At 65.2% G+C, this 26,104-nt stretch carries 23 protein-coding genes and 1 pseudogene; 14 read left to right on the top strand and 10 right to left on the bottom strand.

What is annotated here, in order from left to right; translation table 11 throughout:
• The first annotated feature begins 8 nt into the window (after positions 1-8).
• Positions 9-758 (top strand): hypothetical protein, encoded by a 750-nt coding sequence (locus AB0H22_RS00620; RefSeq protein WP_180748248.1) that lies wholly within the window; start codon positions 9-11, stop codon positions 756-758.
• Here the strand turns inward: AB0H22_RS00620 and AB0H22_RS00615 are convergent.
• Entirely contained in the window at positions 755-3,496 is a 2,742-nt protein-coding gene (locus AB0H22_RS00615; protein WP_358144087.1) for an AAA family ATPase, read from the bottom strand. The two genes, AB0H22_RS00620 and AB0H22_RS00615, sit on opposite strands and share 4 nt — an antisense overlap.
• Before the next feature lie 163 nt (positions 3,497-3,659).
• On the opposite strand from AB0H22_RS00615, the gene AB0H22_RS00610 reads away from it, so the two are divergent.
• From AB0H22_RS00610 to mnmA, 6 genes and pseudogenes are all read left to right on the top strand, one after another.
• Complete coding sequence (locus AB0H22_RS00610) at positions 3,660-4,403, top strand: SDR family oxidoreductase (protein WP_358144085.1); 744 nt, start codon at positions 3,660-3,662, stop codon at positions 4,401-4,403.
• Positions 4,400-4,644: pseudogene (locus AB0H22_RS00605) on the top strand (hypothetical protein). Before AB0H22_RS00610 ends, AB0H22_RS00605 begins: the two are co-directional and overlap by 4 nt.
• A 158-nt stretch (positions 4,645-4,802) precedes the next feature.
• Positions 4,803-5,669, top strand: a complete 867-nt coding sequence (locus AB0H22_RS00600; protein WP_180748245.1) for a GNAT family N-acyltransferase — start codon at positions 4,803-4,805, stop codon at positions 5,667-5,669.
• 2 nt (positions 5,670-5,671) lie between these two features.
• Positions 5,672-6,526: a lysophospholipid acyltransferase family protein gene (locus tag AB0H22_RS00595; RefSeq protein WP_180748244.1), complete on the top strand. Its 855-nt coding sequence runs from the start codon at positions 5,672-5,674 to the stop codon at positions 6,524-6,526.
• 78 nt (positions 6,527-6,604) lie between these two features.
• Positions 6,605-7,795 (top strand): cysteine desulfurase family protein, encoded by a 1,191-nt coding sequence (locus AB0H22_RS00590; RefSeq protein ID WP_180748243.1) that lies wholly within the window; start codon positions 6,605-6,607, stop codon positions 7,793-7,795.
• Positions 7,792-8,862 (top strand): tRNA 2-thiouridine(34) synthase MnmA, encoded by a 1,071-nt coding sequence (gene mnmA / locus AB0H22_RS00585; RefSeq protein WP_180748242.1) that lies wholly within the window; start codon positions 7,792-7,794, stop codon positions 8,860-8,862. The genes AB0H22_RS00590 and mnmA overlap by 4 nt, the downstream gene beginning before the upstream one ends.
• Positions 8,863-8,867: 5 nt before the next feature.
• Here the strand turns inward: mnmA and AB0H22_RS00580 are convergent, their stop codons facing one another.
• Both AB0H22_RS00580 and AB0H22_RS00575 read right to left on the bottom strand, forming a co-directional pair.
• A complete protein-coding gene (locus AB0H22_RS00580) occupies positions 8,868-9,719 on the bottom strand; it encodes an SGNH/GDSL hydrolase family protein (RefSeq protein WP_358144081.1) in 852 nt (283 codons plus the stop codon).
• A gap of 105 nt (positions 9,720-9,824) precedes the next feature.
• Positions 9,825-10,835 carry an acyl-ACP desaturase gene (locus AB0H22_RS00575; protein ID WP_358144079.1) on the bottom strand — a complete coding sequence of 337 codons (1,011 nt, stop codon included), beginning with the start codon at positions 10,833-10,835 and terminating at the stop codon, positions 9,825-9,827.
• A 169-nt stretch (positions 10,836-11,004) separates the two neighbouring features.
• Between AB0H22_RS00575 and AB0H22_RS00570 the strand changes: the two genes are divergently transcribed.
• From AB0H22_RS00570 to bluB, 3 genes are read left to right on the top strand one after another with little or no spacing between them, the layout of a single operon-like run.
• Positions 11,005-12,489: an NCS2 family permease gene (locus AB0H22_RS00570; RefSeq protein ID WP_358144076.1), complete on the top strand. Its 1,485-nt coding sequence runs from the start codon at positions 11,005-11,007 to the stop codon at positions 12,487-12,489.
• A gap of 15 nt (positions 12,490-12,504) precedes the next feature.
• Positions 12,505-13,509 (top strand): methionine synthase, encoded by a 1,005-nt coding sequence (locus tag AB0H22_RS00565; protein ID WP_180749661.1) that lies wholly within the window; start codon positions 12,505-12,507, stop codon positions 13,507-13,509.
• Positions 13,509-14,132 (top strand): 5,6-dimethylbenzimidazole synthase, encoded by a 624-nt coding sequence (gene bluB, locus AB0H22_RS00560; RefSeq protein WP_358144074.1) that lies wholly within the window; start codon positions 13,509-13,511, stop codon positions 14,130-14,132. The genes AB0H22_RS00565 and bluB overlap by 1 nt, the downstream gene beginning before the upstream one ends.
• On the opposite strand, the gene AB0H22_RS00555 is transcribed toward bluB, so the two are convergent.
• From AB0H22_RS00555 to AB0H22_RS00535, 5 genes are all read right to left on the bottom strand, one after another.
• Positions 14,129-14,950 (bottom strand): crotonase/enoyl-CoA hydratase family protein, encoded by an 822-nt coding sequence (locus AB0H22_RS00555; RefSeq protein WP_358144071.1) that lies wholly within the window; start codon positions 14,948-14,950, stop codon positions 14,129-14,131. The genes bluB and AB0H22_RS00555 overlap by 4 nt on opposite strands.
• A 34-nt stretch (positions 14,951-14,984) precedes the next feature.
• Positions 14,985-15,665 carry a hypothetical protein gene (locus AB0H22_RS00550; protein WP_180748235.1) on the bottom strand — a complete coding sequence of 227 codons (681 nt, stop codon included), beginning with the start codon at positions 15,663-15,665 and terminating at the stop codon, positions 14,985-14,987.
• 5 nt (positions 15,666-15,670) lie between these two features.
• Positions 15,671-16,507 (bottom strand): hypothetical protein, encoded by an 837-nt coding sequence (locus AB0H22_RS00545; protein ID WP_180748234.1) that lies wholly within the window; start codon positions 16,505-16,507, stop codon positions 15,671-15,673.
• A 96-nt stretch (positions 16,508-16,603) separates the two neighbouring features.
• Positions 16,604-17,347 (bottom strand): hypothetical protein, encoded by a 744-nt coding sequence (locus tag AB0H22_RS00540; RefSeq protein WP_180748233.1) that lies wholly within the window; start codon positions 17,345-17,347, stop codon positions 16,604-16,606.
• A 63-nt stretch (positions 17,348-17,410) separates the two neighbouring features.
• Entirely contained in the window at positions 17,411-17,833 is a 423-nt protein-coding gene (locus tag AB0H22_RS00535; RefSeq protein ID WP_358144069.1) for an MmcQ/YjbR family DNA-binding protein, read from the bottom strand.
• A gap of 52 nt (positions 17,834-17,885) precedes the next feature.
• On the opposite strand from AB0H22_RS00535, the gene ligA reads away from it, so the two are divergent.
• Positions 17,886-19,952, top strand: coding sequence for an NAD-dependent DNA ligase LigA (ligA, locus tag AB0H22_RS00530; RefSeq protein WP_358144066.1), 2,067 nt, complete (start codon positions 17,886-17,888; stop codon positions 19,950-19,952).
• Positions 19,953-20,034: 82 nt separating this feature from the next.
• Here the strand turns inward: ligA and AB0H22_RS00525 are convergent, their stop codons facing one another.
• The gene (locus AB0H22_RS00525) at positions 20,035-21,939 is read right to left on the bottom strand and encodes a glycosyltransferase family 39 protein (RefSeq protein WP_358145965.1); all 1,905 of its coding nucleotides are present in this window, start codon (positions 21,937-21,939) and stop codon (positions 20,035-20,037) included.
• 80 nt (positions 21,940-22,019) lie between these two features.
• Entirely contained in the window at positions 22,020-22,676 is a 657-nt protein-coding gene (locus tag AB0H22_RS00520) for an amino acid-binding protein (protein WP_180748230.1), read from the bottom strand.
• A gap of 52 nt (positions 22,677-22,728) precedes the next feature.
• Between AB0H22_RS00520 and gatC the strand changes: the two genes are divergently transcribed.
• The 3 genes from gatC to AB0H22_RS00505 all read left to right on the top strand — a co-directional run bounded on the left by gatC (position 22,729) and on the right by AB0H22_RS00505 (position 26,091).
• Positions 22,729-23,037, top strand: a complete 309-nt coding sequence (gene gatC / locus AB0H22_RS00515; protein ID WP_180748229.1) for an Asp-tRNA(Asn)/Glu-tRNA(Gln) amidotransferase subunit GatC — start codon at positions 22,729-22,731, stop codon at positions 23,035-23,037.
• The gene (gene gatA, locus AB0H22_RS00510; RefSeq protein ID WP_358144063.1) at positions 23,034-24,512 is read left to right on the top strand and encodes an Asp-tRNA(Asn)/Glu-tRNA(Gln) amidotransferase subunit GatA; all 1,479 of its coding nucleotides are present in this window, start codon (positions 23,034-23,036) and stop codon (positions 24,510-24,512) included. Before gatC ends, gatA begins: the two co-directional genes overlap by 4 nt.
• 82 nt (positions 24,513-24,594) lie before the next feature.
• Complete coding sequence (locus AB0H22_RS00505) at positions 24,595-26,091, top strand: carboxylesterase/lipase family protein (protein ID WP_358144060.1); 1,497 nt, start codon at positions 24,595-24,597, stop codon at positions 26,089-26,091.
• Positions 26,092-26,104: the final 13 nt, after the last annotated feature.

Raw genomic sequence — 26,104 nt, 5'->3', positions numbered from 1 at the left:
CCCGGGGGATGACACAGTGGATGCCTGAGGGCTATCCAACGCCTGAGGACTATCCAGAGCCTCGACCACCGCGTCGAGTGCCCTGGATAGTCCTTTCGGCGTTTATGGGCGCTCTCGTGGTGGGGCTTGTGCTGGCTGTTGTCATCGTCGGATCTCACCGGACCATCGTGGGCATGGCCGTGCTGCCACCAGGAGAGTCCGTTCGGACGACCGACCGGACGACGGCGCCTCCGAGGGGGACGCCGTCGGTGATCCCGCTTCCCAATGGGTCCCAAGGGCCTCTTGGTGGCCCGACCTACGGGCCGGGAGACAAGCTCCAACCCATCTCGATGCCCACGTACGTACCGTTCGATTTCAACCTGCCGGCGGGGTGGGGGTGTATGCACACCGAGAACAAACCGCTGGATAAACGGATCACCTGCATGGACGAAGTCAACAAGGGTGGTGCGGCCGGCTGGATCGGGACCGACCGATGTGCCGACGGATGTGGGCAGCCCGCGCAGGACAAAGTGCGCGCGAAACTTCCGATCAACGCCCAATTCTGGAAGCCCATCGACGATGTCACGTCTTATGCCCGGGTGACGGGCACCCTCGGAAACGGCACACGGGTGGTCCGCATCGCGATGACATGTGCCTTCGCATCTGCTTCCGGGGGGACTCGCGACACCCTGGCGGTGGCCATGATCACCGGTCCGCCCGAAACCGAGGACACCCTGCGGAAGATCGCGAACGAACTACGTCTGCGAGTCCCGGCCTAGTTCCTGTTGCGCAGCTGCCTGCGTGACGTGATGCCGCGCTTGGCGAAAACCTTCCGCAGGTGCCATTCGACGGTGTGCGAGCTGATGAACAACTGGGCGGCGATCTCCTGATTGGTCAGACCTTGACCGGCCATCCGGGCAATCTGCGCCTCCTGGGCCGTTAACGCGTCTTCCGAACTGGCAGAACGTTTCCGAACCTTTGCGCCCGTCGCGCGTAGCTCACGCTCCGCACGCTCGGCAAAGGCTTCGGCGCCCATATGGACGAAACTTTCGTGGGCCGCCTTGAGCGCCACGCGGGCATCCGCGCGCCGATGACAGCGGCGTAGCCATTCTCCGTAGATGAGATGCGCACGCGCGAGGTGGACGGAAATCCTTGTCTTCGTGAGCCGTTCGATCGCCTCGCGGTACCAGGCCTCCGCATCGTCGTCGGCGGCGAGCAGCGCCCGGGAGCGTGCCACCATGCCATGTGCCCAATCGGATTCGCCCGCCAGCGCCCGCTCTTCCAGTTGGTCAAGCGCCTTCGCCGCCGTGTCACGCTCGCCGCAGCGCACCGCCGCCTCGATCAGTTCGGTAAGGCACCAGCTGAACAACCCGAGATCCTCGTGCTCGCAAGCCCTTCGCGCCGCGAGGAAGGCAAGCTCGTAGCGGCCGAGGCCGTTGTTGAGCACGCCCGCCGCATACCCCATCGCACCGAGAAGTCTGCCCTCACCCCGCGCCGCTCCGTCACGCATGGCGGCATCGATCAGTGGTATCGCCTCCGCACCGCGCCACGCCGCCAAGATCAACGAGTGGTACCTGATCGGTGCATGGCCTGTCGCGGCCGAGATGGCATCGGCCTCCTGGACCAGCTCGGCCGCCGCGTCAAGCTCACCGGCATGCACATGGACACCCGCGCGATAGATGAGAGCCGCGGGGAGAACCGACAGCGCGCCGACATCACGGGCGATTTGCACCGCGCGGGTCGCGAGGTGATGCCACGTATCGTCGTCCCACACCTCATGAGTGGCGGATTCGAGCGCGATGGGAAACGCCTGCCATATCCAGCTCGTGTTCTCAGCGCTGTCGGCCTCACGGCGGATCAGGGCGAGCGCGTCACACAGTATCTGCGCGCTTGCGGCCGGACCGTGGGTGATTCGCATCGCCAGACCGTCGAGCAAGAGATCGGTCGGCCGCGGGGGTTGTGTCCCTGCGGGCGCCATGCGCGCCGGCTCGGCCACCTCGACCGCGCCGCCGCGTGGGCAGAGCCGGCCACCGTACATAGCAGCCCCCACCGCGTCCAGATAGGTCTCGCGGGCCAGGTCGTCGTCCAGGTTCTCCAAGCCCTTGGCGGCGTCCAGCAGGCCGATCGCGGCGTCGGACACCGTCGTGGAGCCATACGTGCCGACACGGCTTTCCGCGAACGTGATCTTCGCGCGCAGCCGTGTCGCCCTTGCCCGCGCCGGCGGATCCAGCGGAGCCATATCCGCGATGGCGAGCAGCTCACGGGCAGCGTCGAAGGCCGCCATATCGTGTTTGGACTGGGCCGCGGCCAGTGCCCGCGACCCGCGTACTTCCGGATCCGAGGTGAGCTCCGTTGCCCGCTGCAAAAAGGCCGCCGCCGCCGAGATGCCGCCCCTGGCCTTGGCGCGGTCGGCTGACCGCTCCAGTTCGGTTGCGATCGCCTCATCGGTGCCCGCGGCAGCATGAGCGCGATGCCACGCCCGACGATCAGGATCTGTCGCCGGATCCGTCGCCTCCGCCAGTGCACCGTGAATTCTTCTGCGTTCCAATGGGTTTGCGCTTCGATAGATTGCCGACCGCACCAGCGGATGACGAAAGCGGACCCGGGTACCCAACTGGATCAGATCGGCGGCCTCGGCTGGTGCGACCGCATCCATCGAGATTCCGAGTCGTTCGGATGCGCGCGTCAACAGCGCCGCATCGCCAAGCGGGTCGGTTGCCGCGGTGAGAAGCAATGTCTGTGTCCGGGCCGGTAGCTGCTGAACCCGTCGAAGGAATGCCTGTTCGATCTGACCGCTCAGGCGACCGGAGTCGGGCCACCCAAAACCACCGGCGAGCTCCTCGGTGGTCAGATCCCTGGGGAGTTCCAGCAGGGCCAGCGGATTGCCATGCGTCTCGGCCACGATGCGGTCGCGAACCCGGTCATCGAGGAGACCCGGAATCGCGGCGTCCAGCAGTGTGCCGGCGTCGGCGGCCCGCAGCCCGCTTACCGTGAGTTCCGGCAGCCCGGTGAGCTGGTCGTCGGTACCGTCGCGCACCGCGAAGAGCATGGCGACCGGTTCATTTGCCAAGCGCCGTGTGACGAAGGCCAGCGTCTGCAATGAGGCCCGGTCGAGCCATTGAGCGTCGTCGATCACGCACAGCATGGGTTGGTGTTCGGCGGCCGCCGCCAACAGGCTCAGCACCGCCAGTCCGATCAGAAAGCGGTCGGGTGCAGGTCCGCTGCTGACCCCAAATGCGGTGTCGAGTGCCTTGCGTTGTGGGTCGGGCAATGCCTCGACGTGGATCGACAACGGCGCACAGAACTGTTGTAAGCCGGCGAACGCGAGTTCCATCTCCGATTCGACGCCGGCCGTCCGGGCGATCTGAAACCCCTGCGCCTGCGCAAGCACGTACCGCAATAGTGCCGTCTTGCCAATGCCCGCTTCGCCGCGCAGCACTAGGACCTGACTGGGCCCCGAGCGCGCGGCCATGACCAGACGGTCCAGTGACGCGCACTCTTGAGTTCGACCGCACAAACGCGATCCCGGATAGCTGTTGATCACGTGCTCCGCCGAATCTGACTAATAGGGCACGACTTTACCGAGCCGTCCTACCGTAGAACGACTACGGGCTTTCCAGGGTTCGAATCGAACGCAGATCTGCGACCGTTACTTGGGTAACGAGAAAGGTAATCGCACAATGAAAATCACAGTTGTCGGTGCTACCGGCCAGATCGGGTCTCGGGTGGTGGCGCTGCTGACCGCCGATGGCCACGAAGTCGTCGCGGCGTCGTTGTCCTCTGGCGCAAATGTGTTGACCGGCGAGGGATTGGTGGACGCGCTCACCGGATCGAATGTGGTTATTGACGTTGTCAATTCTCCGTCGTTCGAAGACGGAGCGGTGATGGACTTCTTCACCGCCTCGGCGCGCAATCTTGTTGACGCGGCGAGGGAGACCGGCGTCGGTCACTATGTCGCGCTCTCCATTGTGGGGGCTGACGGTCTTCCGGAGAGCGGATACATGCGGGCGAAAGTGGCGCAGGAGAACATCATTACCGAATCCGGGTTGCCGTACACGATCGTGCGCGCCACCCAGTTTCAGGAATTCGCCCAGTCCATCACCGACACACTCGTTGTGGGCGATGAGGTGCGGGTACCGGACGCCAGGATCCAGCTGATCGCCGTCGATGACGTGTCCGCACAGGTGGCCCGGGCCGCCGAGGCCGCGCCCCGCGACGGGATCATCAATATCGGTGGGCCCGAGAAGTTTTCGTTCGTCGACATGGCGCGGACCGTGCTGGCCGCCAGTGGTGACGACAAGCAGGTCGTGGTGGACCCCAGCGCAACCTACTTTGGGACACCCGTGGACGACGACAGCTTGGTCACCGGCGATGACGGTGTGCTTACCGAGACGCGGTTCGCCGACTGGATGGCTAGCCGATGATCGAGAACGGCGACCCGATGAGCGGGCTGACGGTGTTGCAGACCGTGACACCGCCGGTGATCCCCGCCGACGCACATGTGATGACGGCAGAGATCGGGTGGCCGCCCGGCAGTGCGGGCACCCCGCCGATGCGGTGCTGCGCTTCGTAGTCACCATGATGTGTACACCGGGTACGCCGATGTTGGTGCTGGTCGACGAGGATGAGCTTCGGCAGCGTGCGGACCAGCGCGTGAAGGCGTGACCATGCCCGCAGAGCAACCGTTAGCTCTGTGTTTGCCTTAGGGATTCCCTTCCGCAAGCGTGTATTTGGCGTCTTGAACGCCGCAATTAACGGATCGTGCATGGACACGACACGCTTCCGATGCCGTTCCGCCGCATAACTGGGCGAATCTCGCAGTCATGAGCACCGCTTCAGTTCTCATCGCCGCAGATCAGTCAATGCCAGTGGCTACCGGGAAGAACGGGGAATCGCCGCTCGGTCCTCAATACACCCTGCTGCTGTCGAACGACCCCGCCGATATCGATGCCGTACAACGGCTTCGATACGACGTGTTCAGCAGCGAGCCGGGATTCCAGCTCGCCAGCACTCCGGCAGCGTTCGAGGGACGCGACGCCGACCGTTTCGACGAGCACTGCGATCACCTGCTGGTACGCGAGGATACCTCGGGTGACGTAGTGGGCTGCTACCGGATGCTTCCGCCGCCGGGTGCCATCGCTGCCGGAGGGCTTTACAGCGCAACGGAATTCGATATCAGCGGACTAGATTCGTTACGTCCTCAGCTGGTGGAAATGGGTCGCGCGGTAGTGCGCAACGACCACCGCAACGGCGCGGTGGTGCTGCTGATGTGGGCGGGAATCCTGGCCTACCTCGATCGCTGCGACTACCAGTACGTCACCGGTTGCGTGTCGGTGCCCATGCAGGACAGCCCCGAGAACGCTCCGGGTAGCCAGGTGCGCGCGGTCCGTGACTTCGTCATGAAACGGCATGCGGCCCAGCCGGAGTACACGGTGCGGCCCTACCACCCGGTGGTCGTTGACGGGATGGGGCTCGACGACATCGCGCCGCCGGCCAAGGTGCAGGTGCCCGCCCTGATGCGGGGATATCTGCGGCTGGGCGCGAAGATTCTCGGAGAACCGGCACATGACCCGGATTTCGGTGTTGCCGATTTCATGGCGCTGCTGAGCAAGGACCAGGCAGATGTGCGCTACCTCAAACGGTTGAGGTCCGTCGGGGCGGCGGCCGAAGCGGTTTCGGGCCAGGAATGACGATGGCGCCGGAATACGCTCACGCCTGGTTGCCGAAGGCAACCTGCGATGACAGCTGTATGCGGGCCAACCCCATCGACGAGCCCGGACGGGTGACGCGAACCCTCCGTACGACGACTCGGATGGCCATGGCGATCACGATGTTGACGCTTGCACCGCTGCTGGGGATACCGCTTCCGGGCCGGGTGCGCTGGCAGCGTGGCTACTGCCGGTTGATGCTGCGCTGCCTCGGGGTACGGATCTCCGTCTCCGGCGGGCCGATTCGCGATATCCGCGGTTCCCTGGTGGTGGCGGGTCACGTGTCCTGGGTCGACGTTTTCGCCATCGGTGCCGTACTACCGGGTTCATTCGTCGCCCGGGCGGATCTCATTGATTGGCCCGGTTTGGGTGTCATCGCGCGCATGATGCGGGTCATTCCCATCGAGCGCGGGAATCTGCGCACGCTGCCGCGGGTGGTGGACACCGTTGCCTCCCGGCTGGAAGCCGGCCAGACGGTGGTGGCCTTCCCGGAGGGCACCACCTGGTGTGGCCGCGCGTATGGGTCATTCCGCCCCGCGATGTTCCAAGCCGCCATCGATGCCCAGCGGCCGGTACAGCCGCTGCGGCTGACCTACCACGACCTCAACGGCGAGCTGTCCACCGTTCCGGCGTATATCGGCCAGGACACCCTGATGGCGTCGATCCGGCGGCTCACCGCCACGCGGATGACCGTGGCGCATATCCAGGTCGCGGGGCTGCAATTGCCCGGCGAGAGTCGCCGCGATCTGGCCAGCCGCTGCGAGGCCGCCGTCCGGGCCGGTGACCGCGCCCCGCAGTTCCACAGCCATCCGGAGCACCCGGAAACCGTCGCAGCCTGAGACGCTGGGCCTGGTGACGGGGGTATCGAGTCTCCGCTGGATCTGGCCGCGAATGCTGACAGCTATCCTGGATGCGCTATGTCCCGATCGGTTTACCTGGACCACGCCGCCACCACCCCGATGCGCCCCACGGCCATCGGGGCGATGGCTGCCACCATGGCGCAGACCGGTAACGCCGCCTCCTTGCACGGGTCGGGGCGCGATGCGCGGCGTCGGGTGGAGGAATCGCGCGAGTCGATCGCTGCGGCCCTGGGCGCCCGACCGTCGGAGGTGATCTTCACCGCCGGTGGCACCGAGAGCGACAACCTCGCCATCAAAGGCATCTATTGGGCGCGTCGCGACGCCGATGCGCGCCGTACCCGCGTCATTGCCAGCGCCGTCGAGCACCATGCGGTGCTCGATGCCGTGCGATGGCTCGCGGACCACGAGGGGGCCGAGGTGACGTGGCTGCCGGTGGACGACGACGGCACCGTCACGCCTGCGGCACTGCGCGCGGTGCTGGCCGAGCATGACGACGTGGCGCTCATCACGGTGATGTGGGCCAACAACGAGGTCGGCACCGTCAATCCGATCTGCGAGTTGGCTTCCATAGCGGCTGAGTTCGAGATTCCCATGCACAGCGATGCCATCGGCGCGGTTGGCCAACTCGATATCGGTTTCGCCGTCAGTGGGCTCTCGGCGATGAGCGTGGCCGCGCACAAGTTCGGCGGCCCCATGGGCGTCGGTGCGTTGCTGCTGCGGCGCGAAACCGCGTGTGTCCCACTGCTGCACGGCGGTGGCCACGAACGCGATATCCGTTCCGGCACGCCCGACACCGCGGCCATCGTGGCGATGTCGACTGCACTCGTCGAGGCTGTCGCGGAACTGCCCGAGCGTGCCGCCGAGCTGACGAGGCTGCGCGACGAGTTGATCGATCAGGTGCTGGCCCAGATTGCGGGTTCCACTCTCAACGGCGCGGCAGGCTGTGGCCGATTGCCCGGAAACGCGCACTTCACCTTCGCCGGTTGCGAGGGTGACTCCCTGTTGATGTTGTTGGACGCCAACGGCATTGAGTGCTCAACTGGTTCGGCGTGCACGGCAGGGGTCGCGCGGCCCTCCCATGTGCTCATCGAAATGGGTATCGACCCCGAAGTCGCGCGCGGATCGCTGCGATTCACCTTCGGTCACACCTCTGCTTCCTCGGATGTGGAGCGTGCGGTCGAGGCCCTGCATGCTGCCGTTCCCCGTGCGCGGGCCGCCGCGCTCGCCAGCGCCGGGGGCCGATCATGAGAGTGCTTGTCGCCATGAGTGGGGGAGTGGATTCCTCGGTGGCAGCCGCACGCATGGTGGACGCCGGGCACGATGTGGTCGGCGTGCACCTGGCTTTGTCGGCCGCACCCGGAACCCTGCGCACAGGATCCCGGGGATGCTGCTCCAAGGAGGACGCCGCCGATGCGCGCCGCGTCGCCGATATGCTCGAAATCCCTTTCTATGTATGGGATTTCGCCGATCGATTCAAGGAAGATGTCATCGACGACTTCGTCGAGGCATACGCCGAGGGTCGCACCCCGAATCCGTGTGTGAAGTGCAACGAGAAGATCAAGTTCTCGGCGCTGGCCGACCGTGCCATCGCCCTGGGCTTCGATGCGGTGGCCACCGGCCACTACGCGCGACTGCAAGAGGGCAGACTGCGCCGCGCGGTTGACGACGACAAGGACCAGTCCTATGTGCTCGGGGTGCTGACAGCAGATCAGTTGAGCCGCGCTCTGTTCCCGGTGGGAGACAGCCCCAAGGGCGATATCCGGGCCGAGGCGCAGGAGCGCGGTCTGCTCGTTGCGAACAAGCCCGACAGCCACGACATCTGCTTCATCCCCTCCGGTGACACCCAGGCTTTCCTCGGCGCGCGCATCGGCGTACGTCGCGGGAATGTGGTGGACGCAGACGGCAGTGTGCTGGCCACCCATGCCGGGGTGCACGAATTCACCATCGGCCAGCGCAAGGGGTTAGGGCTGGTCGGTCCCGCCGCGGACGGCCGTCCCCGATACGTCACGTCGATCGACGCCGAGACGGCCACCGTACGAGTGGGAACCGTTGAGGACCTTGAGGTGTGGGAGCTCGGCGGAGAGCCGGTGGTATGGACATCTGGTCGGATCCCGGCCGGACCCATCGAATGCCAGGTTCAGGTCCGCGCACACGGATCGGTGGTCGACGCGGTGGTTGACCCTGCGGCCGACCGGATTCACATCCGACTACGTACGTCCCTGCGCGGTGTCGCCGCCGGGCAGACGGTGGTGCTGTACCGGCCGGACGCCGAGGGCGACGAGGTGCTCGGCAGCGCCATCATTACGCGCGGCTAGAGACCCTAGACGCCCGCGGAACGCATGGCGATTGCGACGCGTTCGGCGACGTATTGGCGTCCGGGTGCGGTGGGGTGCATCGGAATTCCCTCATCACCGGCGCCGCTACCCGTCATCGATACATATCGCTGATAGTCGGGCGCGCAGACGCTGTGGTCGCTGCCCGTCTCGGGGATGATCGGGGTGAACCCCGCCTTCCCGGATTCGGCGATGATGGTGCTGTTCAGCTGGCGCTGCAGACCGTTGAGAAATGTGATTGTTTCTTGGCTGTTGATCAACCCGACGAGACACCCGCTGGCGTTCGCGGGCAGGATCGGTAGATAGCCGACGGTGAACACGCGGGCGTTCGGTGCCGCTTGGCGTATCGCCGCGTACGCGCCGGTCAATTTCGGCCCGACCGATGACACGTTGGTACTGAATTGCGCCTTCTTCTCCGGCGGGCAGGTGAGCGCGAACAGGCAGTCGGTGGCGATCTGCTCGAAGCCGGCGTCGTTTCCGCCGATGGACACGACCGCCACCTTGGTGGCGGGGGACAGTCCCGTGTTCTGCGGGCCGCGTGTGGATGGTGTGTAGACGTCGGTGGAGAGTGCGCCCACGCAGGAGTAATCGGCGAACGTCATCTGCGGGAACGAGGAGGCCACCAGGTGTGCAACATTGTCCGTCGCCTGGTTGCACGCGGCCCCGACGGGACCGGTGATGCCAGCAGCCGTCGAACCCGCGGCCATGAACGAATCCCCGATCGTGACCAGCTGGGCACCGGCTGCGGGTTCGGCCGAGGCGACCGAAGGGCCGGTCACCGTGGCCGCGATCACCGCGGCTAGGCCGATCACCGCCCCGAGCGTCCTGAAGGCGCGCATGTAGTCCTCTTCTCCCCGCTGGCCGGCAGATGGCCTGATCAATGGTACTGAACGGCATATCGCCGTCCGCCCACGTCGCCGTTACGGAGGTGTCGGAGCTGAGCGTCAGGCGATCGTGGTCGCCGCCTTGTCGGCCTTGGCGGCATTGCGCTCGGCGCGCTTGGCCTGACGCTCTAAGTACTTGGCCTTGACCTCTTCGAAATCCTGGGAGGTCTGCTGGAGGTCACCGATGATGCGCTCGAGGTCTTCGCGGTACCACTCGCCCTCACCGGTGATGTCGGTGCGTTCGAAGATGCGCCACTTGCGCAGTACCGGCATCACGACTTCGGCGAGGTGCGATTGCGGGTCGTAGATGCCGCCGGTGGCGATGGTGACGGCATTGCGGCGGAATCCGGGGATGGTGTAGCCGGGCATCGTGAAGTTGTCGAGCACGTGGTGGATGGACTTCACGGCCTGATTCGGCGCGATCTGAAGACCGGCGTCCACCATGTTGCGGTAGAAGATCATGTGCAGGTTCTCGTCGTTGGAGATGTGTTTGAGGAGCTCGTCGGCGATGGGCTCATTGCAGGCCTTGCCGGTGTTGCGGTGCGAGACGCGGGTGGCCAGCTCCTGGAAAGACACGTACACCACCGAGTCGAACAGGCTCTCGGCGAACATGTGGTCGCCGCCCTGCCGGTTCTGGCCGGGGGAGAAGCCGCGGGTCATCTGCTCGATGCGGAGCTTCTCGAGCTCCACCGGGTCGACCGCGCGGGTGACGACGAGGTAGTCGCGGATGGCGATGCTGTGGCGATTTTCCTCGGCGGTCCAGCGGTTTACCCAGGTGCCCCACGGTCCGTCCATGGTGAAGTTCATGGCGATCTCGCGGTGATATGAGGGCAGGTTGTCCTCGGTGAGCAGATTGGTGATCATGGCGACCTTGGCCACCTCGGAGAGTTTGCACTGCTCCGGGTACCAGTCCTGCCCGCCGAGTGCCTTGTAGTTCTTGCCATCGGACCACGGAATGAAGTCGTGCGGGTTCCAGTCCTTGAACACGCCGAGGTGGCGATGGATGTTCGCTTCGACCACGGGCTCGAGCTCGTGTAAGAGCTCGCGGTCGGTAAATTCCTTCTGCGGCATGAATGCGGTCCTCGGGGTTAGTTATCTGTGTCTGAAAGTGACACTTATATCTGACCGGGTGGCTGCACGCGCTTCTAGTGACGAAGGTCCTCTATCTGGTGTGGAAAGTCCCTTACCCCTGGTGGTTTCGGCGGGCGCCCGGTAACCAAGACCTGTACGTTCAACGGCTATGGCTGATGGTCTTCGCGCGAGCGGCTCATCCGCGCGCTCAGGCCCCCTGGACCGGATCTTTCGGATCTCCGAGCGGCAGTCGACAATCGGGCGGGAAGTCCGCGGCGGGATCGTCACCTTCTTCGCGATGGCCTACATCGTGGTGCTGAATCCGCTCATCATCGGCGGGGAGCCGGGACGCGCGCATAACGCTGACGTATTGGGCAATGTGCTGCCGGTGGGTCAGGTCGCGGCGGTCACCGCCCTGGCTGCCGGGGTGATGTCGATCCTGTTCGGACTGATCGCGAACTATCCGTTCGCTCTCGCTGCGGGGCTGGGCATCAACAGTCTGCTCGCGGTGTCGTTCGCATCTCAGATGAGCTGGCCCGAGGCAATGGGGTTGGTGATCGTCGACGGTCTGATCATTGTGGCGCTGGGCATCTCGGGGTTTCGGACCGCGGTGTTCCATGCCATTCCCGACGAGCTGAAGGCGGCGATCGCCGCGGGGATCGGGTGCTTCATCGCATTCATCGGCTTCGTCGACGCGGGTTTTGTACGGCGGATCCCCGACGCCGCGAACACCACTGTGCCGGTGGGTTTGGGCATCGACAATTCAGTGGCCACCGTTCCCACCCTGATCTTCGCCGCCGGCGTACTGCTGATGGGAATCCTGGTGGTGCGCAAGGTTCGCGGCGGACTGCTGATCGGCATCGTGGCGATGACCGTGGTGTCGATGATCGCGCAGGCCTTGACCGAACGCGGTGCGCAGCCCACCGATGGCAAGGGATGGAACCTCACCGTCCCGGACTGGCCGTCCTCCGCGGGAGGAATACCGGATCTGAACCTGCTCGGTCAGGTGGACCTGTTCGGCGCCTTCACCCGGGTGGGGGTGCTGTCGGCGACGGTACTGGTGTTCGCGTTGGTGCTGTCGAACTTCTTCGACGCGATGGGCACCATGACCGGCCTGGGTAAGGAGGCCGGTCTGGCCGACGCACACGGCACCCTGCCGGGAATCGGACGTGCGCTGACCGTCGAAGGGGTGGGCGCCGTAGTCGGCGGTGTCTCTTCCTCGTCCTCCAACACCGTCTTCGTCGAGTCGGCGTCGGGGATCGCCGAGGGTGCCCGCACCGGGCTGGCCAACGTGATCACCGGTCTGCTGTTCCTGGCGGCCATGTTCTTCACCCCGCTGTATTCGGTAGTGCCGCTGGAGGCCGCCGCACCGGCCCTGGTGGTGGTGGGCGCCATGATGATCGGTCAGCTCCGCAGCATCGACCTCACCCGGTTCGACTATGCGCTGCCCAGCTTCCTGACCGTGGTCACCATGCCTTTCACCTACTCGATCGCCAACGGCATCGGTGTGGGGTTCATCAGCTGGGTAGTGCTTGCGGTGGCCTCGGCAGAGAAGGGGAGCAGGTTCCGGTCGGTCCATCCGCTGCTGTATGTGGTGGCGGCATTGTTCGTGGTCTACTTCGCCAAGGGGCCGATCGAGGAGCTCATCGCATAGGTTCTAAGCGTGAATGTGTGGGCGAACGGAACGGGTGTCGGGTCCTGGCCGGGCCTAGAGGTGCGTGCCGTGACCGAGATCGTGGCCGCCGAGCTTCCGCTGGCCCATATCGTGGAGCTGCCGGCGCGAGGGGTGGGTGCCGATCTGATCGGCCGGGCCGCCGCGCTGCTGGTCGATATCGCCGTCGATCTGGCACCCACCGGATACCGGACGACCGCCCGCCCCGGCGCGGTGGTCCGGCGGGCGCGCGGATTCCTGGAAGAGGACATGGATGCGCTCGAAGAGGAATGGGAGCGCGGCGGGCATCGCGGCACCGATCGCGCGGTGAAGGTACAGGGACCCGGGCCGATAACGCTTGCGGCGCAGCTGGAGCTACCCAACGGCCATCGTGCGATCACCGATTCCGGCGCGGTGCGGGACCTGGCGGCGTCGCTGGCTGAGGGATTGGCTCAGCATCAAGCAAGGCTGTCTCGTCGGCTCGGTGTTCCCGTGGTGGTGCAGCTTGATGAACCGTCGCTGCCCGCCGCACTGGAGGGCAGGTTGTCCGGGACCAGCATGTTCTCGCCGGTGCACCCGGTCGACGTGCCCACCGCGACCTCGCTGTTGGACCAGTGCGCTGAGGCGGTGGGTGGCGAACTGCTGGTCCATTGTTGTGCTGCCGATCCTCCCTGGGAACTGTTGCGAGGGGCCAATATTCGTGGGATCGCGGTGGACGCCGCATGCCTGACCGATGCGCAGGCTCTCGATGGTCTGGCCTCGGTCCTGGACACGGGTAAGGCGGCGGTACTCGGCGTGATTCCCTCCGTTGCGCCGTCCGTGCCGATATCGGCCGATGTGCTGGCCGTCAGTACCGCTGGGCTTGCCGACAAACTGGGCTTCGGGCGTGCGGTGCTGCGCGATCGGATCGGCATCAGTACGGGATGTGGGCTCGCAGGTGCGGATCTCCAATGGGCGCGCACGGCAACTGAATTGACGCGCAAGGTCAGTGATCTCATCGATGCCGACCCGGATGCGCTGTGATGGACGTCTATCAGGCCATCGCCACGCGCCGGGACGTGCGCGCGGAGTTCACCGGACAGGTCGTCGACGATGAGACGTTGATGAAGCTGCTGCAGGCGGCGCATCGCGCGCCCAGCGTCGGGAACAGTCAGCCATGGGATTTCGTGGTGGTGCGCGAGCCGGAGGCCCTGGAGGCCTTCGCGGCACATGTCTCCGCGCAGCGCGAACGATTCGCCGACAGTCTTCCGGAGGAACGACGAAACACCTTTGACCCCATCAAGATAGAAGGAATCCAGGAGAGCGGCACCGGCGTGGTGGTTACCTACGACCACGGACGTGGCGGCCCGCATATCCTGGGCCGGCACACCGTTGCCGATGCGGGTTTGTTCTCTGCGGTGCTTGCGATCCAGAACCTGTGGCTCGCCGCGGTCACCGAGGGGATCGGCGTCGGCTGGGTGTCCTTTTACGAGGAGCAGTTCCTGGCCGAATTAATCAACGCGCCGACGCATATCCGGCCGATCGCCTGGTTATGTGTCGGACCGGTACGCGAGTTCGCCGAGCGGCCCGATCTAGAGCGGTTCGGCTGGCGCAGTGGGCGCCCGTTGGAGGAAGCCGTGCACTGGGGCCGTTACCGGCAGACCTAGCGTCCCTTGAACTCGGGTGCTCGCTTCTCGAACACCGCGCCGATGGCTTCCTGCAGGTCCTCCGACGGGAGGAACGCGGCGTTCCAGGCCGAGACGTACTTCAGGCCGTCGGCGACGACATTCTCACGCTCGCGTCCCAGCACGTCCTTGACGCCCTGCACCACCAGCGGGGGATTGGTCGCGATCTCGGCGGCAGTGGCATGCGCGGCCGCCAGGGTTGCCTCCGCGGTGTCGAATACGTCGTTGACGAGCCCGATCTTCTCGGCTCGGGCGGCGTCGATGTCCTTGCCGGTAAGCGCTAGTTCACGCAGGTGGCCCTCGCCGATGATCGGTGGAAGGCGGTGCAGCGAGCCGATATCGGCGACGATCGCCACCTTGGCTTCACGCACGCTGAACTTCGCGTCGGAGCTGGCATACCGGATATCAACGGCCGCGATGAGGTCGACACCGCCGCCGATGCACCAGCCTTGCACCGCGGCGATCACCGGCTTGCGGCACTCGGCGACGGCGGTCACCGAGGCCTGCAGCCTGCGCACCTCGTGGAGGAAGTCGGTGCGCGGCTTGGCCAGTGCCTTGTCGGCCATCAGTGGCATGAAGGTGCCCGCCATGGCAGGCAGGTCCAACCCGTAGCTGAAATGCGGCCCAGCGGCCGCGAGGACGATCGCTCGCACCTCAGGGTCGGCGTCGAGCTCGGTGAAGATCAGCGGTAGTTCCCGCCAGAAGTCGGGTCCCATCGCATTGCCCTTACCGGGGCCGATGAGGGTGACCTGGGCAATGTGCCCAGTGGTCTCGACGGTGAAGGCCTTCCAGTCGCTCATGGGGCTTGAGCCTACGGGCCTAAAATTGGAAGACTCAGGCGGGGAGCAGACCCCTGCGGTCCTCGCGGAGCTGTTTGATTACCGACGGCCACGACATCGCCCAGGACTGCACATCATCGCCGGATTGACTCGTCATGAAACCTCGAATGATGCCGACGAGCACTGTGCGGTCGCCGACATGCGTGTACACGGGGCCTCCGGAATCACCCTTGGCGATCACTGGGCCGTTGAATCTGAACCAGCCGTTGCCAAGTCGTGTCACCGATCCGCACGCATCACCCGTGGTGAAGCCGGTGCGGCAGATCGGCATTCCGACAGCGGGAGTAACCGTGTCATCGCGTTCGAGCCGTTGACCATTCGCCAGGATGTCGTTGAGAGGCAATCCTTCATCGATCGAGATGGCCTCGTAGTCGATGGTGTACTCGTCCTCGTACACCGGGCCCTCGGGGGGACGGTTGTCGTGCGCCAGGATCTTGTGTCCTACCGCGGCGCCGTCTCCGTTACGGACCACGCCGTCACCGTCGAAGCAGTGCCCTGCGGTGATGGCCACGTGCAGCCCAGGGTCGACGTAGCCAAGCGTGCAGCTGAGGGCGCCCTGGTAGATGAGCATGCCCGGGTACACAAGCGGCGGGTCGGCATGTGCGGGTGCAGGATTCGCCGCAGGAAGCACTAAGAGCACGGCCGCGATGGTCGTTATCCACAAAAACGGGCGCATGAGGGTTAGGGGACAACCATTCTCGCGGGACCGGAGGGTCGGTCATCGGAGGGCGCCGGAGGAAGAACCATTGCCGGCGCCTGGGGATTGGCGGCTACCGGGCTGGCGACCTCGGGTCGTCCCGCGGCCGCGATATCGTTTCGGATCTGCTGCTGGACCGTTGGCCAGGACAGTGCCACGGTGGACTCTCGATGGGTCTGGTTGGCGGTGAAGCGAGCGCTGACGATGCCGACGATGGCGGCGTTGCCGGGCGAGGTGACGGTGTACACGGCACTACCGGAGTCTCCGTGGTCGGCGGGAAGGCCGTCCACCAGGAACCAGCCGTTGCCGATTCCGTCGATCGAGCCGCACGCCTCACCTGTGGTGATTCCCACCCGGCACACCGGGAGGCCGTCCCGGGGGACGACTGCCGGATCGACTCCGAGTCGCAGTCCGTTGGGCAAAACGTTGTTGATCGGCACACCCTCGTCGAAGGCGATGCCCTCGTAGTCGATTCGGTAGTCGTCGCGGGACAGTGGCCCCTCGGGCTTGATATTGGACTGGGCGACGGCGAGCTGCCCGATGCGGGCCCCGTCGCTGGTGAACACCGGTCCATTGCCGCCACAGTGACCCGCGGTGACACCGACGCGCGCTGCGGGATCCACGAAACCGAGCGTGCAGCTCAGCGATTCCTTACCGGGTGGGCGCTGGATGATCTCCATGCCCGGGTAGATCAGCGGGTCGGCATGTGCCGCAGTCGGGTTCACAAGGCCGAGACCGGACAGCCAGGCAAGGGCCGAGACCCCTGCCGCTGATCGTCTCCACCGGACGGTACGTCGACCGCTGCCGCCGACACTGGTCACGCCGTAGCTCTCTGTCTGCCACGTTTACCGTCGACTGAGCCCCGACCAGCGTTAGGAGAGCACGCGGCACGACTCTCCGGTGCGAGCCTATGCGAATCAGGCGTCTTGTGGTGTGGGAAGGGTCTCCGGGGCCGGTGGATTCCCAGGTGGTGGGGTTGCGTCGGGCGATTTTTCGAGGTCTTCTCGGAGTTGGTCGATGACGGTCGACCAGGAAATCGCCGTGGTCTGCACCAGGCCGGTCTCCACATCCCGGGTGGTACCGCGGGCGATTCCGACGATGGCGCCATGCCCGGGGGAGGTGATCGAGTAGACGGCACTGCCAGAGTCGCCGTGGTCGGCGGGCAGCCCGTCGATCTCGAACCAGCCGTTGTTGATGGTGGTCACGGTGCCGCAGGACTCGCCGGTGGTGACGCCGTTGCGGCATACCGGCAGACCGGTGTGTGGCTGGATACCGCTACCGCGCTCAAGTCGAATCCCATTGGGGAGTACGTCGTTGATCGCCACGTCATCGCGGAATTTGATGGCCTCGTAATCGATCATGTACTTCGAACTGTCGATGCGATCGCCGTCCCGCAGATTGGAGCCGGCGATGACGAGGGCGCCGATGATGTTGCCCGTCGAGTCGTACACCGGGCCATCGGTGTCCATGGCGCAATGGCCGGCGGTGAGACCGAGCCGGGCATCGGGGTCGACGAACCCGAGCGTGCAGCTCTGGGTTCCCTGAATGATCTCCATCCCGGGAAAGACGAGGGGGCCATTGGCGAGAGCCGGGGGCGCCGAGGCAACGGCGATCAGCGCGGCCGCACCGAGGGCACTGCACAATCTGTTAGCAACAGGCAATTTGCGTCCCAACCCGTCTCTCTTAGTCGTAGGCAAAGTACAGAATAAGGGGCTTGTCAAAGGTCAGTCGGGCTGATCGAGCAGCTTGATCAGTCGTTTGGTGGCGATCAATCGGTAGGAGGCATCGAGCAGCTCGGCGACCTCATCCCAGTCCACATCGGCGGCGCCGAAGTCCAGTCCGAGCCAGCCGAAGGGGCCCATATAGGCGGGGTAGTAGAAGCGTTCGTCCTGCAGAAGCGCGCGGCGCTCCGAATCATCCACCTTGAGCAGCACCGAGTAGGGGTAGGCGATCATCTCGCCCTTGGTGGTTCCCTTGGCGTTCCCGCCGAACATCGCGAAGAGCTTGCTGGCCTTGGCGGTGCCTGCCTTAAAGACGGGACGACCCCAGGAGATCTGTTCGGCCGCCTCGGGTAGGGCGAGCGCCAGCTCGCGTAGCTCGGCCAGCCCCGGATCGCTCTCGGTAAACATGATGGGGTGTGTGCCCATGGGCACATCCTAGGGTTCCTGGGCTGTCGGCCGGGTCCGTTAGCCTGCCGGTATGGATCCCGATATCCAGCGCCAATGGGGTGAGCTGGCCGAAGAGGTGCGCGGTCACCAGTTCCGCTACTACGTCAAGGACGCCCCTATCGTCTCCGATGGTCAGTTCGATGAGCTTCTGAAGCGGCTGACGGCGTTGGAGGAGCAGTACCCCGAGCTGCGCACTCCGGATTCGCCGACGCAGCTCGTGGGCGGCGCGGGGTTTGTCACCGAATTCACCTCGGTCGACCACTTGGAGCGAATGCTCAGCCTGGACAACGCATTCAGTTCCGAGGAGCTGACGGCCTGGGACGCTCGGGTACGCGGCGATATCGGTTCTGAGATCGGTGCGGAACCGGAATACCTGTGCGAGCTGAAGATCGACGGGGCGGCGCTTGCGCTCGTCTACGAGAACGGCGTGCTGGTGCGTGGGGCTACCCGCGGCGACGGTCGTAGCGGCGAGGATGTCACCCTGAACGCCAGGACCATCGAGGATGTGCCGGAAAAGCTCACGGCGTCAGCGCAATTCCCGATACCGCGGCTCTTGGAGGTCCGTGGCGAGGTGTTCTTCCGGTTGGAGGATTTCGAGGTGCTGAATGCTTCGTTGGTGGAGGAGGGTAAGCCACCTTTTGCCAACCCACGTAACAGCGCGGCGGGCACCCTGCGACAGAAGAACCCGGCGATCACCGCCAAGCGAAGGCTGCGGATGATCTGCCATGGACTCGGTCGTGTGGAGAGTGCGGCGGGCTTCACGTTCGAGACCCTGCACGACGCCTATTTGGCATTGGGGGAGTGGGGATTACCTGTCTCTACCCACACCTCGAAGGTGCGCGGCATCGCGGAGGTGCAGGAACGCGTCGACTACTGGGCCGAGCATCGCCACGATGTGGAACACGAGATCGACGGCCTTGTCGTCAAGGTCGACAAGGTGGCGCTGCAGCGTCGTCTCGGCAGCACCTCACGCGCGCCCCGCTGGGCCATCGCGTACAAGTATCCGCCCGAGGAGGCGACGACCGAACTGCTCGACATCCGGGTGAGCGTGGGCCGCACCGGAAGAGTCACCCCCTTCGCATACATGACGCCGGTCAAGGTGGCCGGATCCACAGTTTCCCTGGCGACCCTGCACAACGCATCCGAGGTCAAACGTAAGGGTGTGCTCATCGGTGACACCGTGGTGATCCGCAAGGCCGGGGACGTCATCCCCGAGGTGCTGGGACCGGTTGCCGATCTGCGGGATGGATCAGAGCGCGAATTCGTCATGCCCGCAACATGTCCCGAATGTGGCACCACACTTGCCCACCAGAAGGAGGGTGACGCCGATATCCGGTGCCCCAACTCGCGGAGCTGCCCCGCGCAGCTGCGCGAGCGAGTGTTCCATGTGTCGGGGCGCGGAGCATTCGATATCGAGGTGCTCGGATATGAGGCGGCGATCGCGCTGCTCTCGGCCGGTGTCATCGAAGACGAGGGTGACCTGTTCACGTTGACCGCCGATTCTCTGCTGCGCACCGATCTGTTCAAAACCAAGGATGGTGTGCTGTCCGCCAACGGAGCTCGGCTGCTGGACAACCTGGACAAGGCCAAGCAGCAGCCGCTGTGGCGGGTGCTGGTGGCGCTGTCGATTCGGCATGTCGGCCCGACCGCCGCGCGCGCTCTGGCGACCGAATTCGGCGACCTACAGGCCATCGAGGAGGCGTCCGTCGAACAGCTGGCGGCTGTCGAGGGAGTCGGAGGCACCATCGCCGCGGCCGTGGTCGATTGGTTCACCGTCGACTGGCATCGTGCGATTGTCGATAAATGGCGAGCAGCGGGCGTTCGGATGGCCGACGAACGCGATGAGTCGATACCACGCAATCTGGAAGGTTTGTCGATCGTGGTGACCGGTTCGCTGCCCGGCTTTTCGCGCGATGAGGCCAAGGAGGCCATCATCACCCGCGGGGGCAAGTCGGTGAGCTCGGTATCCAAGAAGACGGCGTTTGTCGTCGTGGGAGACGCACCGGGATCCAAGTACGACAAGGCCGTTGAGCTCGGTGTGCCGATTCTCGATGAGGACGGCTTCCGTGCGTTACTGGCCGATGGACCACCGGCGTAGCACTGACAAAGTCTGACGCCGAGCGTGAAGCTATGGCGAGAAATCGCTCGGAATCCCGCCATCGCTTCACGCTCGGCGCTAATTAGGGTTTCGGTGGCCCCGACAGATCAAAGACCCGCAAGTCGCCGTAATCCGTTGAGGAGTAGTGCGTCTCGACCCATTTCTGGATCTCGTCGGCCACCCGCTTGGAGTCGTCGTCTTTCTGTGGCTGCTCTTTCTGCTTGTCCTTGTCCTTGACGGATTCGGCGTAGAACTCAACGGTGCCGTCCCGCGTGTAGTCGATGAACTGCTGCAGGGTGATGGGGTTGTCGCGTCCGGAGAATCCACCGATCGCCATCACCGGCGCGTTGGTCTCCAGCTGGATGGGCGCTGCGGTGCGGGTATTGGTGGTCGCCACCGGCCACCTGGCATCCGAATCCTTGATCAATGCCGCCAGCTTGGGGTCTAGCGGTTTCGGCGCCCGGCCTCCGAACTTGTCGTCGTCGGGCACGACCGGGCCCGAGGTGGACAGCCCGCCGACCTTCGGTGTGGTGACGTTCGCAATGGTGAACGCGATCGATCCGCCCAGTGAAACGGCAAGCGCCAGTGTGGCAATGCCAACCCGCAACCGTGCGGAGCGCTGCAACCCGCCAAGCGTCAACGCCACCGCCGCCGCGATCCCGCCGACAAGCAATACCCAGCGCAGCCAGGGCAGCCACGCGGGGTCTCGCCTCAGCAATACCCACCCCATGATGACGGCGGCAAGCGTCACGGCCGCGAGTCCGTACCGCCCGATGGCTTCGGATCGCTTCTCCCACAGCACGACTACGCCGACCGCTATCGTGCCCGCGATACCGGGCGCCATCGCCGAGGTGTAGTACGGATGGAACTGTTGTTTCATGTAGGCGAGGATCACGTACGTCGAGACCAGCCAGCCACCCCACAGAATCAGTGCCACCCCAGCGGGATTGGCGATCAGGGCGCGATACCGAGCGACAAGCACGGCGACCATTCGCCGCCAACCCGTGGCGTCGGCGACTTCTGCGGTGCGGCTGGTGATGACGAATCCGAGGATCAGCGCGACGAGCGCCGCTGGGATGAGCCAGGCCACGTGGAAGGCTTGATCGTCTTCAAAGATCCGGAATAGGCCAGGCTGCCCCGAGAAGCTCGGTCCCGAACGGCCGCCACCGTAGCCACCCATGCCGCCACCGGAATCGCTGCCCAGCAGGCGATCCAGGCCGTTGTAGCCGACGGCCAGTGTCCACTCGCTGTTATCGGTCGAGTTGTCGACATATGGGCGACTGGCGGCAGGTGTCAGGGCGACCGCGAGCATCCACCAACCGGACGACACGACGACGGCGACGGCGGCAGTCAGCAGCTGCGCCAACTTGGCCTTCCAGCCGAACTTGGCAGCCAGCACGTAGACCACCAGCAGAGCCGGCGCCACTAGCAGTGCCTCCAGTGTCTTGCACAGGAATGCGAATCCGATACCGGCACCGGCCAGCGCCATCCAGCCTGCCGCTTCGCGTGACCGCTCGGTATTGAGCGCGCGGGTGGTGAAGTATGCGGCGATCACCATGCCGAAGACCATGGGGGCATCGGGATTTGAATGCCGGAACATCACCGAAACGACCGGGATCAACGCGAACACCGCGGCGGCCAGCAGACCCGCTTGTGGTCCGGCAAGGCGTTTGACCGCGGCGCGGATAAGGGCGGCGCTGGCGACCGCGAGCAGTGCCTCGGGGATGAGCATGCTGGCGCTGGAGAAGCCGAAGATCCTGGCGGACAAGCCCATCAGCCACAGACCGCCAGCGGGCTTGTCTACCGTCACATAGTTGTGCGGATCGAAGCTGCCGAAGAACCATGCCTTCCAGCTCTGGCTGCCGGACTGTACGGCGGCCGCATAGAAGGAATTGGACCAGCCGTTCTGGCTGATGTTCCACAGGTACACCACGGTGATGGTCAGCAGAATGGCGGCGAAGATAAGCCGTTCACGAGTTCGGCTCATGGAGGCGTCGATATCAGTCACGCCAGTGAGTGTGCCGGGCGATTCCGGGAATTCGCTGTACCGTTCCTGTGAGCTGGCCGCTACCGCAACAAGGTCGCGACGATCCCGGCCAGGTAGCCGAGACGGGCCACTTCTGAGGGCCGGAACTCGGGGCCGCCAGGACGCCCCAGCACCACGGCGGTTTCACCTGAACCCAGCGGCGCAGCGACCAACGTGGTGTCCATGTCCTTCCACAGCTGCGGTACCCATTCGGCGGCGGTCTCGAGAACCTGCGGATGCTCGAGCGGTAACCAAGGGGCGGCGGTGGCCTGTGTTTCCGGGGCCCCCGAGCTGCCGGCCACTCGGATGAAGCCGGTGCCGTCCTGACGCACCACGGTGCACCAATTCGCGCGCAGCACGTGGGGGGCTTCTTCGGCGAGCACCGTAAGGCGGGCGGATGCTGCGGCTGCGGCCACCCTGTCGATGAGTTCCAGCTCGCGGTGCGCCTCCAACAGGCCCGTGTGTGGGCGGATGGAGTGCACGCGAACGCCGCTCAACGTCTCCGCGGCGGTGATCAACGAATCGGGCATCGCACCGGGTGGCAGGTCGATGACGAGATCGTCGATGGCATAGCCCGGACCGCGCTCGACGACGTCGAGAGACAGAATGTCGGCGTTCACCGTGCCGAGCGCGACAGCGACCGACCCCAGACTGCCGGGACGGTCATCGAGCTGTATGCGCAGGAGATAAGACGGCACGTCGAACACTGTGGCACAGACTGCCGCGCGACGCCCTCTAGGCTGTCTACCCGTGACAGCTATTTCCCGCGATGAAGTGGCGCATCTGGCCAAGTTGGCCCGGCTCGCGCTGACCGACGCCGAGCTTGATGGGCTCGCCGGTCAGCTCGGCGCGATCTTGGGCCACGTCAGCCAGATCAGCGAGGTTTCCACCGACGAGCTCGACGAAGTCGAGGCGACGAGCTCGCCGCTGGATGCGGTGAATGTCACACGGCCTGACGTGATCGCCGATTGCCTCACCCCTGCTGAGGCGCTCGCTCAGGCTCCGCGGGTGGCCGAGGGACGTTTCGCGGTACCGCAGATCCTGGGAGAAGCAGAGTGACGGATCTCATCAGGCAGGACGCGGCATCGCTGGCCGCACTGATCCATTCGGGCGAGGTGTCATCGGTTGAGGTGACGCGCGCGCATCTGGATCAGATCGCCAGTACCGACGACACCTACCGAGCCTTCCTGCACGTGGCGGGGGAGCAGGCTCTCGTGGCCGCCAAGGACGTCGACGATGCCATTGCGGCCGGCTCGGTGCCTTCACAGCTTGCCGGCGTTCCGCTGGCGCTCAAGGATGTCTTCACCACTCGGGACATGCCGACCACCTGCGGGTCGAAGATCCTCGAGAACTGGGTTCCGCCCTACGACGCGACCGTGACCGCGCGGCTGCGCGAGGCCGGGATCCCGATCCTGGGCAAGACGAACATGGACGAGTTCGCGATGGGCTCCTCCACCGAGAACTCCGCGTACGGACCCACCCGCAACCCATGGGACATCGAGCGGGTGCCCGGCGGCTCGGGCGGCGGTAGCGCGGCCGCGCTGGCTGCCTTCCAGGCGCCCCTGGCCATCGGAACCGACACCGGTGGCTCGATCCGCCAGCCCGCGGCGCTCACCGCGACCGTCGGCGTAAAGCCCACCTACGGAACGGTCTCACGTTTCGGTCTGGTGGCCTGCGCTTCCTCGCTGGATCAGGGTGGCCCCTGCGCGCGCACGGTTTTGGACACTGCACTGCTGCACCAGGTGATCGCCGGACATGATCCGCGTGACTCCACCTCGGTCGACGAGCCGGTGCCCGATGTGGTGGCTGCCGCTCGCGCCGGTGCGACCGGTGACCTCAAAGGCGTTCGCGTCGGCGTGGTCTCGCAGTTGCGCGGTGACGGGTATCAGCCGGGTGTGATGGCATCGTTCAACGCGGCCGTCGAGCAGCTCACCGCACTTGGTGCCGATGTGGTGGAGGTGTCCTGCCCCCACTTCGAATTCGCTCTTCCGGCCTACTACCTGATCCTGCCGTCGGAGGTGTCCTCCAATCTGGCGCGGTTCGATGCCATGCGGTACGGCATGCGAGTCGGGGATGACGGAACGCATAGCGCCGACGAAGTCATGGCGCTCACCCGGGCCGCGGGATTTGGTCCAGAGGTTAAGCGGCGCATCATGATCGGCACCTATGCGCTTTCCGCTGGGTACTACGACGCCTATTACGGCCGGGCACAGAAGGTGCGCACGCTGATCAAGCGCGATCTGGACCGCGCCTATGAGCAGGTGGACGTGCTGGTCACCCCGGCCACCCCCACAACCGCATTCCGGTTGGGGGAGAAGGTCGATGACCCGCTGGCCATGTACCAGTTCGACCTATGTACGTTGCCGCTGAACCTGGCCGGACACTGCGGGATGTCGGTGCCCTCCGGGCTTTCGGCTGATGACGGGCTCCCGGTGGGTCTGCAGATCATGGCTCCTGCGCTTGCCGACGATCGTCTGTACCGAGTGGGCGCGGCATACGAGGCCGCTCGCGGAGCGCTACCTGCGGCGATCTAGCCGGCTGCGCTTTCTGAATGACGGCGCGATCAAGGCACCCGCGCTCTAGTGCGTGCACCGGCCCACCGCTAGATTCGCTCTTATGGCATTGGCGCCCCCACGCGTAGCGACCCACAGTGGTGAGGTCGAAGGTTCTATCCGGCGCGGTATGCGCCGTTTCCGTGGAATCCCTTATGCCGAACCTCCGGTAGGGCCGCTGCGGCTGCGGGCGCCCCATCCCGTGCAGCCCTGGGAGGGAGTGCGCAAATGTCGGAGCTTCGGTGCCGCGCCGATTCAGCCGAAGGTATTCACGCCGCAAAAACGGCGCAGTGAGGACTGCCTGACGCTCAATGTGGTGACGCCGGAGGACTTGCCGGACGGGCCGCTACCGGTGATGTTCTACATCTATGGTGGCGGCTACTTCCTTGGTAGTTCCAGCAGCCCGCCCTACGAGGGTTCGATACTGGCGCGCCGCGGATGCGTATACGTGTCGGCGAACTATCGCGTGGGTGCGCTGGGTGCATTCGACCTGTCTTCGTTGTCCGATGCCGATCACGTCATCGAAAGCAACGTGTACCTGCGTGATCTTGTATTGGCGCTGCGGTGGGTCCGCGACAACGTTCGCGCCTTCGGGGGCGACCCGGACAACGTGACCATTTTCGGCGAGAGTGCGGGCGGCAGCGGCGTCGAGACCCTGATGGTCACCCCGGCCGCAGCGGGATTGTTCCATCGCGCGATCATCCAAAGCACCGCCAGTGGCCTCGCTGCTACCGCTGATTCGGTCGCACACGATGCCCGGCGATTCGCCGAACTCCTCGGCGCCACATCCGATAACGCCGCCGTGGCCGTCATGAATGCCTCGCCGAGGCAACTGCTGCGCGCGCAGCGGAAGTTGATCGCGGAGGGCGGGTTCCCGTTCGGGCCTTCGGCCGACGGCGACTATCTGCCGAGGCTTCCCGTGGAAGCCATAGAACACGGTGACGCGCAACGGGTTCCACTGATCATTGGCAGCAATGCCGACGAAGCCAGGCTCTTCACGAAGGTGATCAAGGCGATGCCGCTGTCCGAGGCCGAGCAGCAGGAGATTCTCGCGCGCGGAGGTCCCGGTTATCGGGAACGGATCGTCGCCGCCTACCCGGGATACCCATCGAAGGAAGCACGGTTGCGGCTGGCGGGAGACATGTTCTTCACGTCCTCGGTGTGGCGGATCGCTCAGGCGCACCAACAATTCGCGCCGGTGTACGTCTACCAATTCGACTACGCACCTTGGACGGTGCGGGCCGCCGGCTTGAAGGGATCCCATGCGACCGAGCTGCCTGCGGTTTTCGGCAACTACCGTGGACCCGCCGGGGCGCTGCTGGCGGGCAGCATCACCCATCGCGATGCATCACGAGTTGTCGATGACGTGCAGCAACGGTGGGTAGCGTTTGCGCGCAACGGATTTCCGAGTGAAGACTGGCCGTTATACCGTGGTCCGGACTGGCCGGTGATGGTCTTCGACCGCGAGCCACGCGTCGAGGACAACCTTGGCACCGACCGTCGCGAGGTATGGGCCGGGTTCACGCTGAGCGTTCCGAGCCGGCTGCCGAAAGCCTCGTAGCGCTGCCGCTCGG

It is taken from the genome of Mycobacterium sp. NPDC050853 (genome assembly GCF_040653875.1).
Lineage (GTDB): Bacteria > Actinomycetota > Actinomycetes > Mycobacteriales > Mycobacteriaceae > Mycobacterium.
Note: the sequence above shows the minus strand (reverse complement) of the source record. Positions and strands in the feature narration are given on the sequence as shown.

Coding starts and splice junctions, on each gene's coding strand:
- AB0H22_RS00620 (WP_180748248.1), top strand. CDS start 9: ATGACACAGTGGATGCCTGAGGGCTATCCAACGCCTGAGGACTATCCA.
- AB0H22_RS00610 (WP_358144085.1), top strand. CDS start 3,660: ATGAAAATCACAGTTGTCGGTGCTACCGGCCAGATCGGGTCTCGGGTG.
- AB0H22_RS00600 (WP_180748245.1), top strand. CDS start 4,803: ATGAGCACCGCTTCAGTTCTCATCGCCGCAGATCAGTCAATGCCAGTG.
- AB0H22_RS00595 (WP_180748244.1), top strand. CDS start 5,672: ATGGCGCCGGAATACGCTCACGCCTGGTTGCCGAAGGCAACCTGCGAT.
- AB0H22_RS00590 (WP_180748243.1), top strand. CDS start 6,605: ATGTCCCGATCGGTTTACCTGGACCACGCCGCCACCACCCCGATGCGC.
- mnmA (WP_180748242.1), top strand. CDS start 7,792: ATGAGAGTGCTTGTCGCCATGAGTGGGGGAGTGGATTCCTCGGTGGCA.
- AB0H22_RS00580 (WP_358144081.1), bottom strand. CDS start 9,719: ATGCGCGCCTTCAGGACGCTCGGGGCGGTGATCGGCCTAGCCGCGGTG.
- AB0H22_RS00575 (WP_358144079.1), bottom strand. CDS start 10,835: ATGCCGCAGAAGGAATTTACCGACCGCGAGCTCTTACACGAGCTCGAG.
- AB0H22_RS00570 (WP_358144076.1), top strand. CDS start 11,005: ATGGCTGATGGTCTTCGCGCGAGCGGCTCATCCGCGCGCTCAGGCCCC.
- bluB (WP_358144074.1), top strand. CDS start 13,509: ATGGACGTCTATCAGGCCATCGCCACGCGCCGGGACGTGCGCGCGGAG.
- AB0H22_RS00555 (WP_358144071.1), bottom strand. CDS start 14,950: ATGAGCGACTGGAAGGCCTTCACCGTCGAGACCACTGGGCACATTGCC.
- AB0H22_RS00550 (WP_180748235.1), bottom strand. CDS start 15,665: ATGCGCCCGTTTTTGTGGATAACGACCATCGCGGCCGTGCTCTTAGTG.
- AB0H22_RS00535 (WP_358144069.1), bottom strand. CDS start 17,833: ATGGGCACACACCCCATCATGTTTACCGAGAGCGATCCGGGGCTGGCC.
- ligA (WP_358144066.1), top strand. CDS start 17,886: ATGGATCCCGATATCCAGCGCCAATGGGGTGAGCTGGCCGAAGAGGTG.
- AB0H22_RS00525 (WP_358145965.1), bottom strand. CDS start 21,939: ATGAGCCGAACTCGTGAACGGCTTATCTTCGCCGCCATTCTGCTGACC.
- AB0H22_RS00505 (WP_358144060.1), top strand. CDS start 24,595: ATGGCATTGGCGCCCCCACGCGTAGCGACCCACAGTGGTGAGGTCGAA.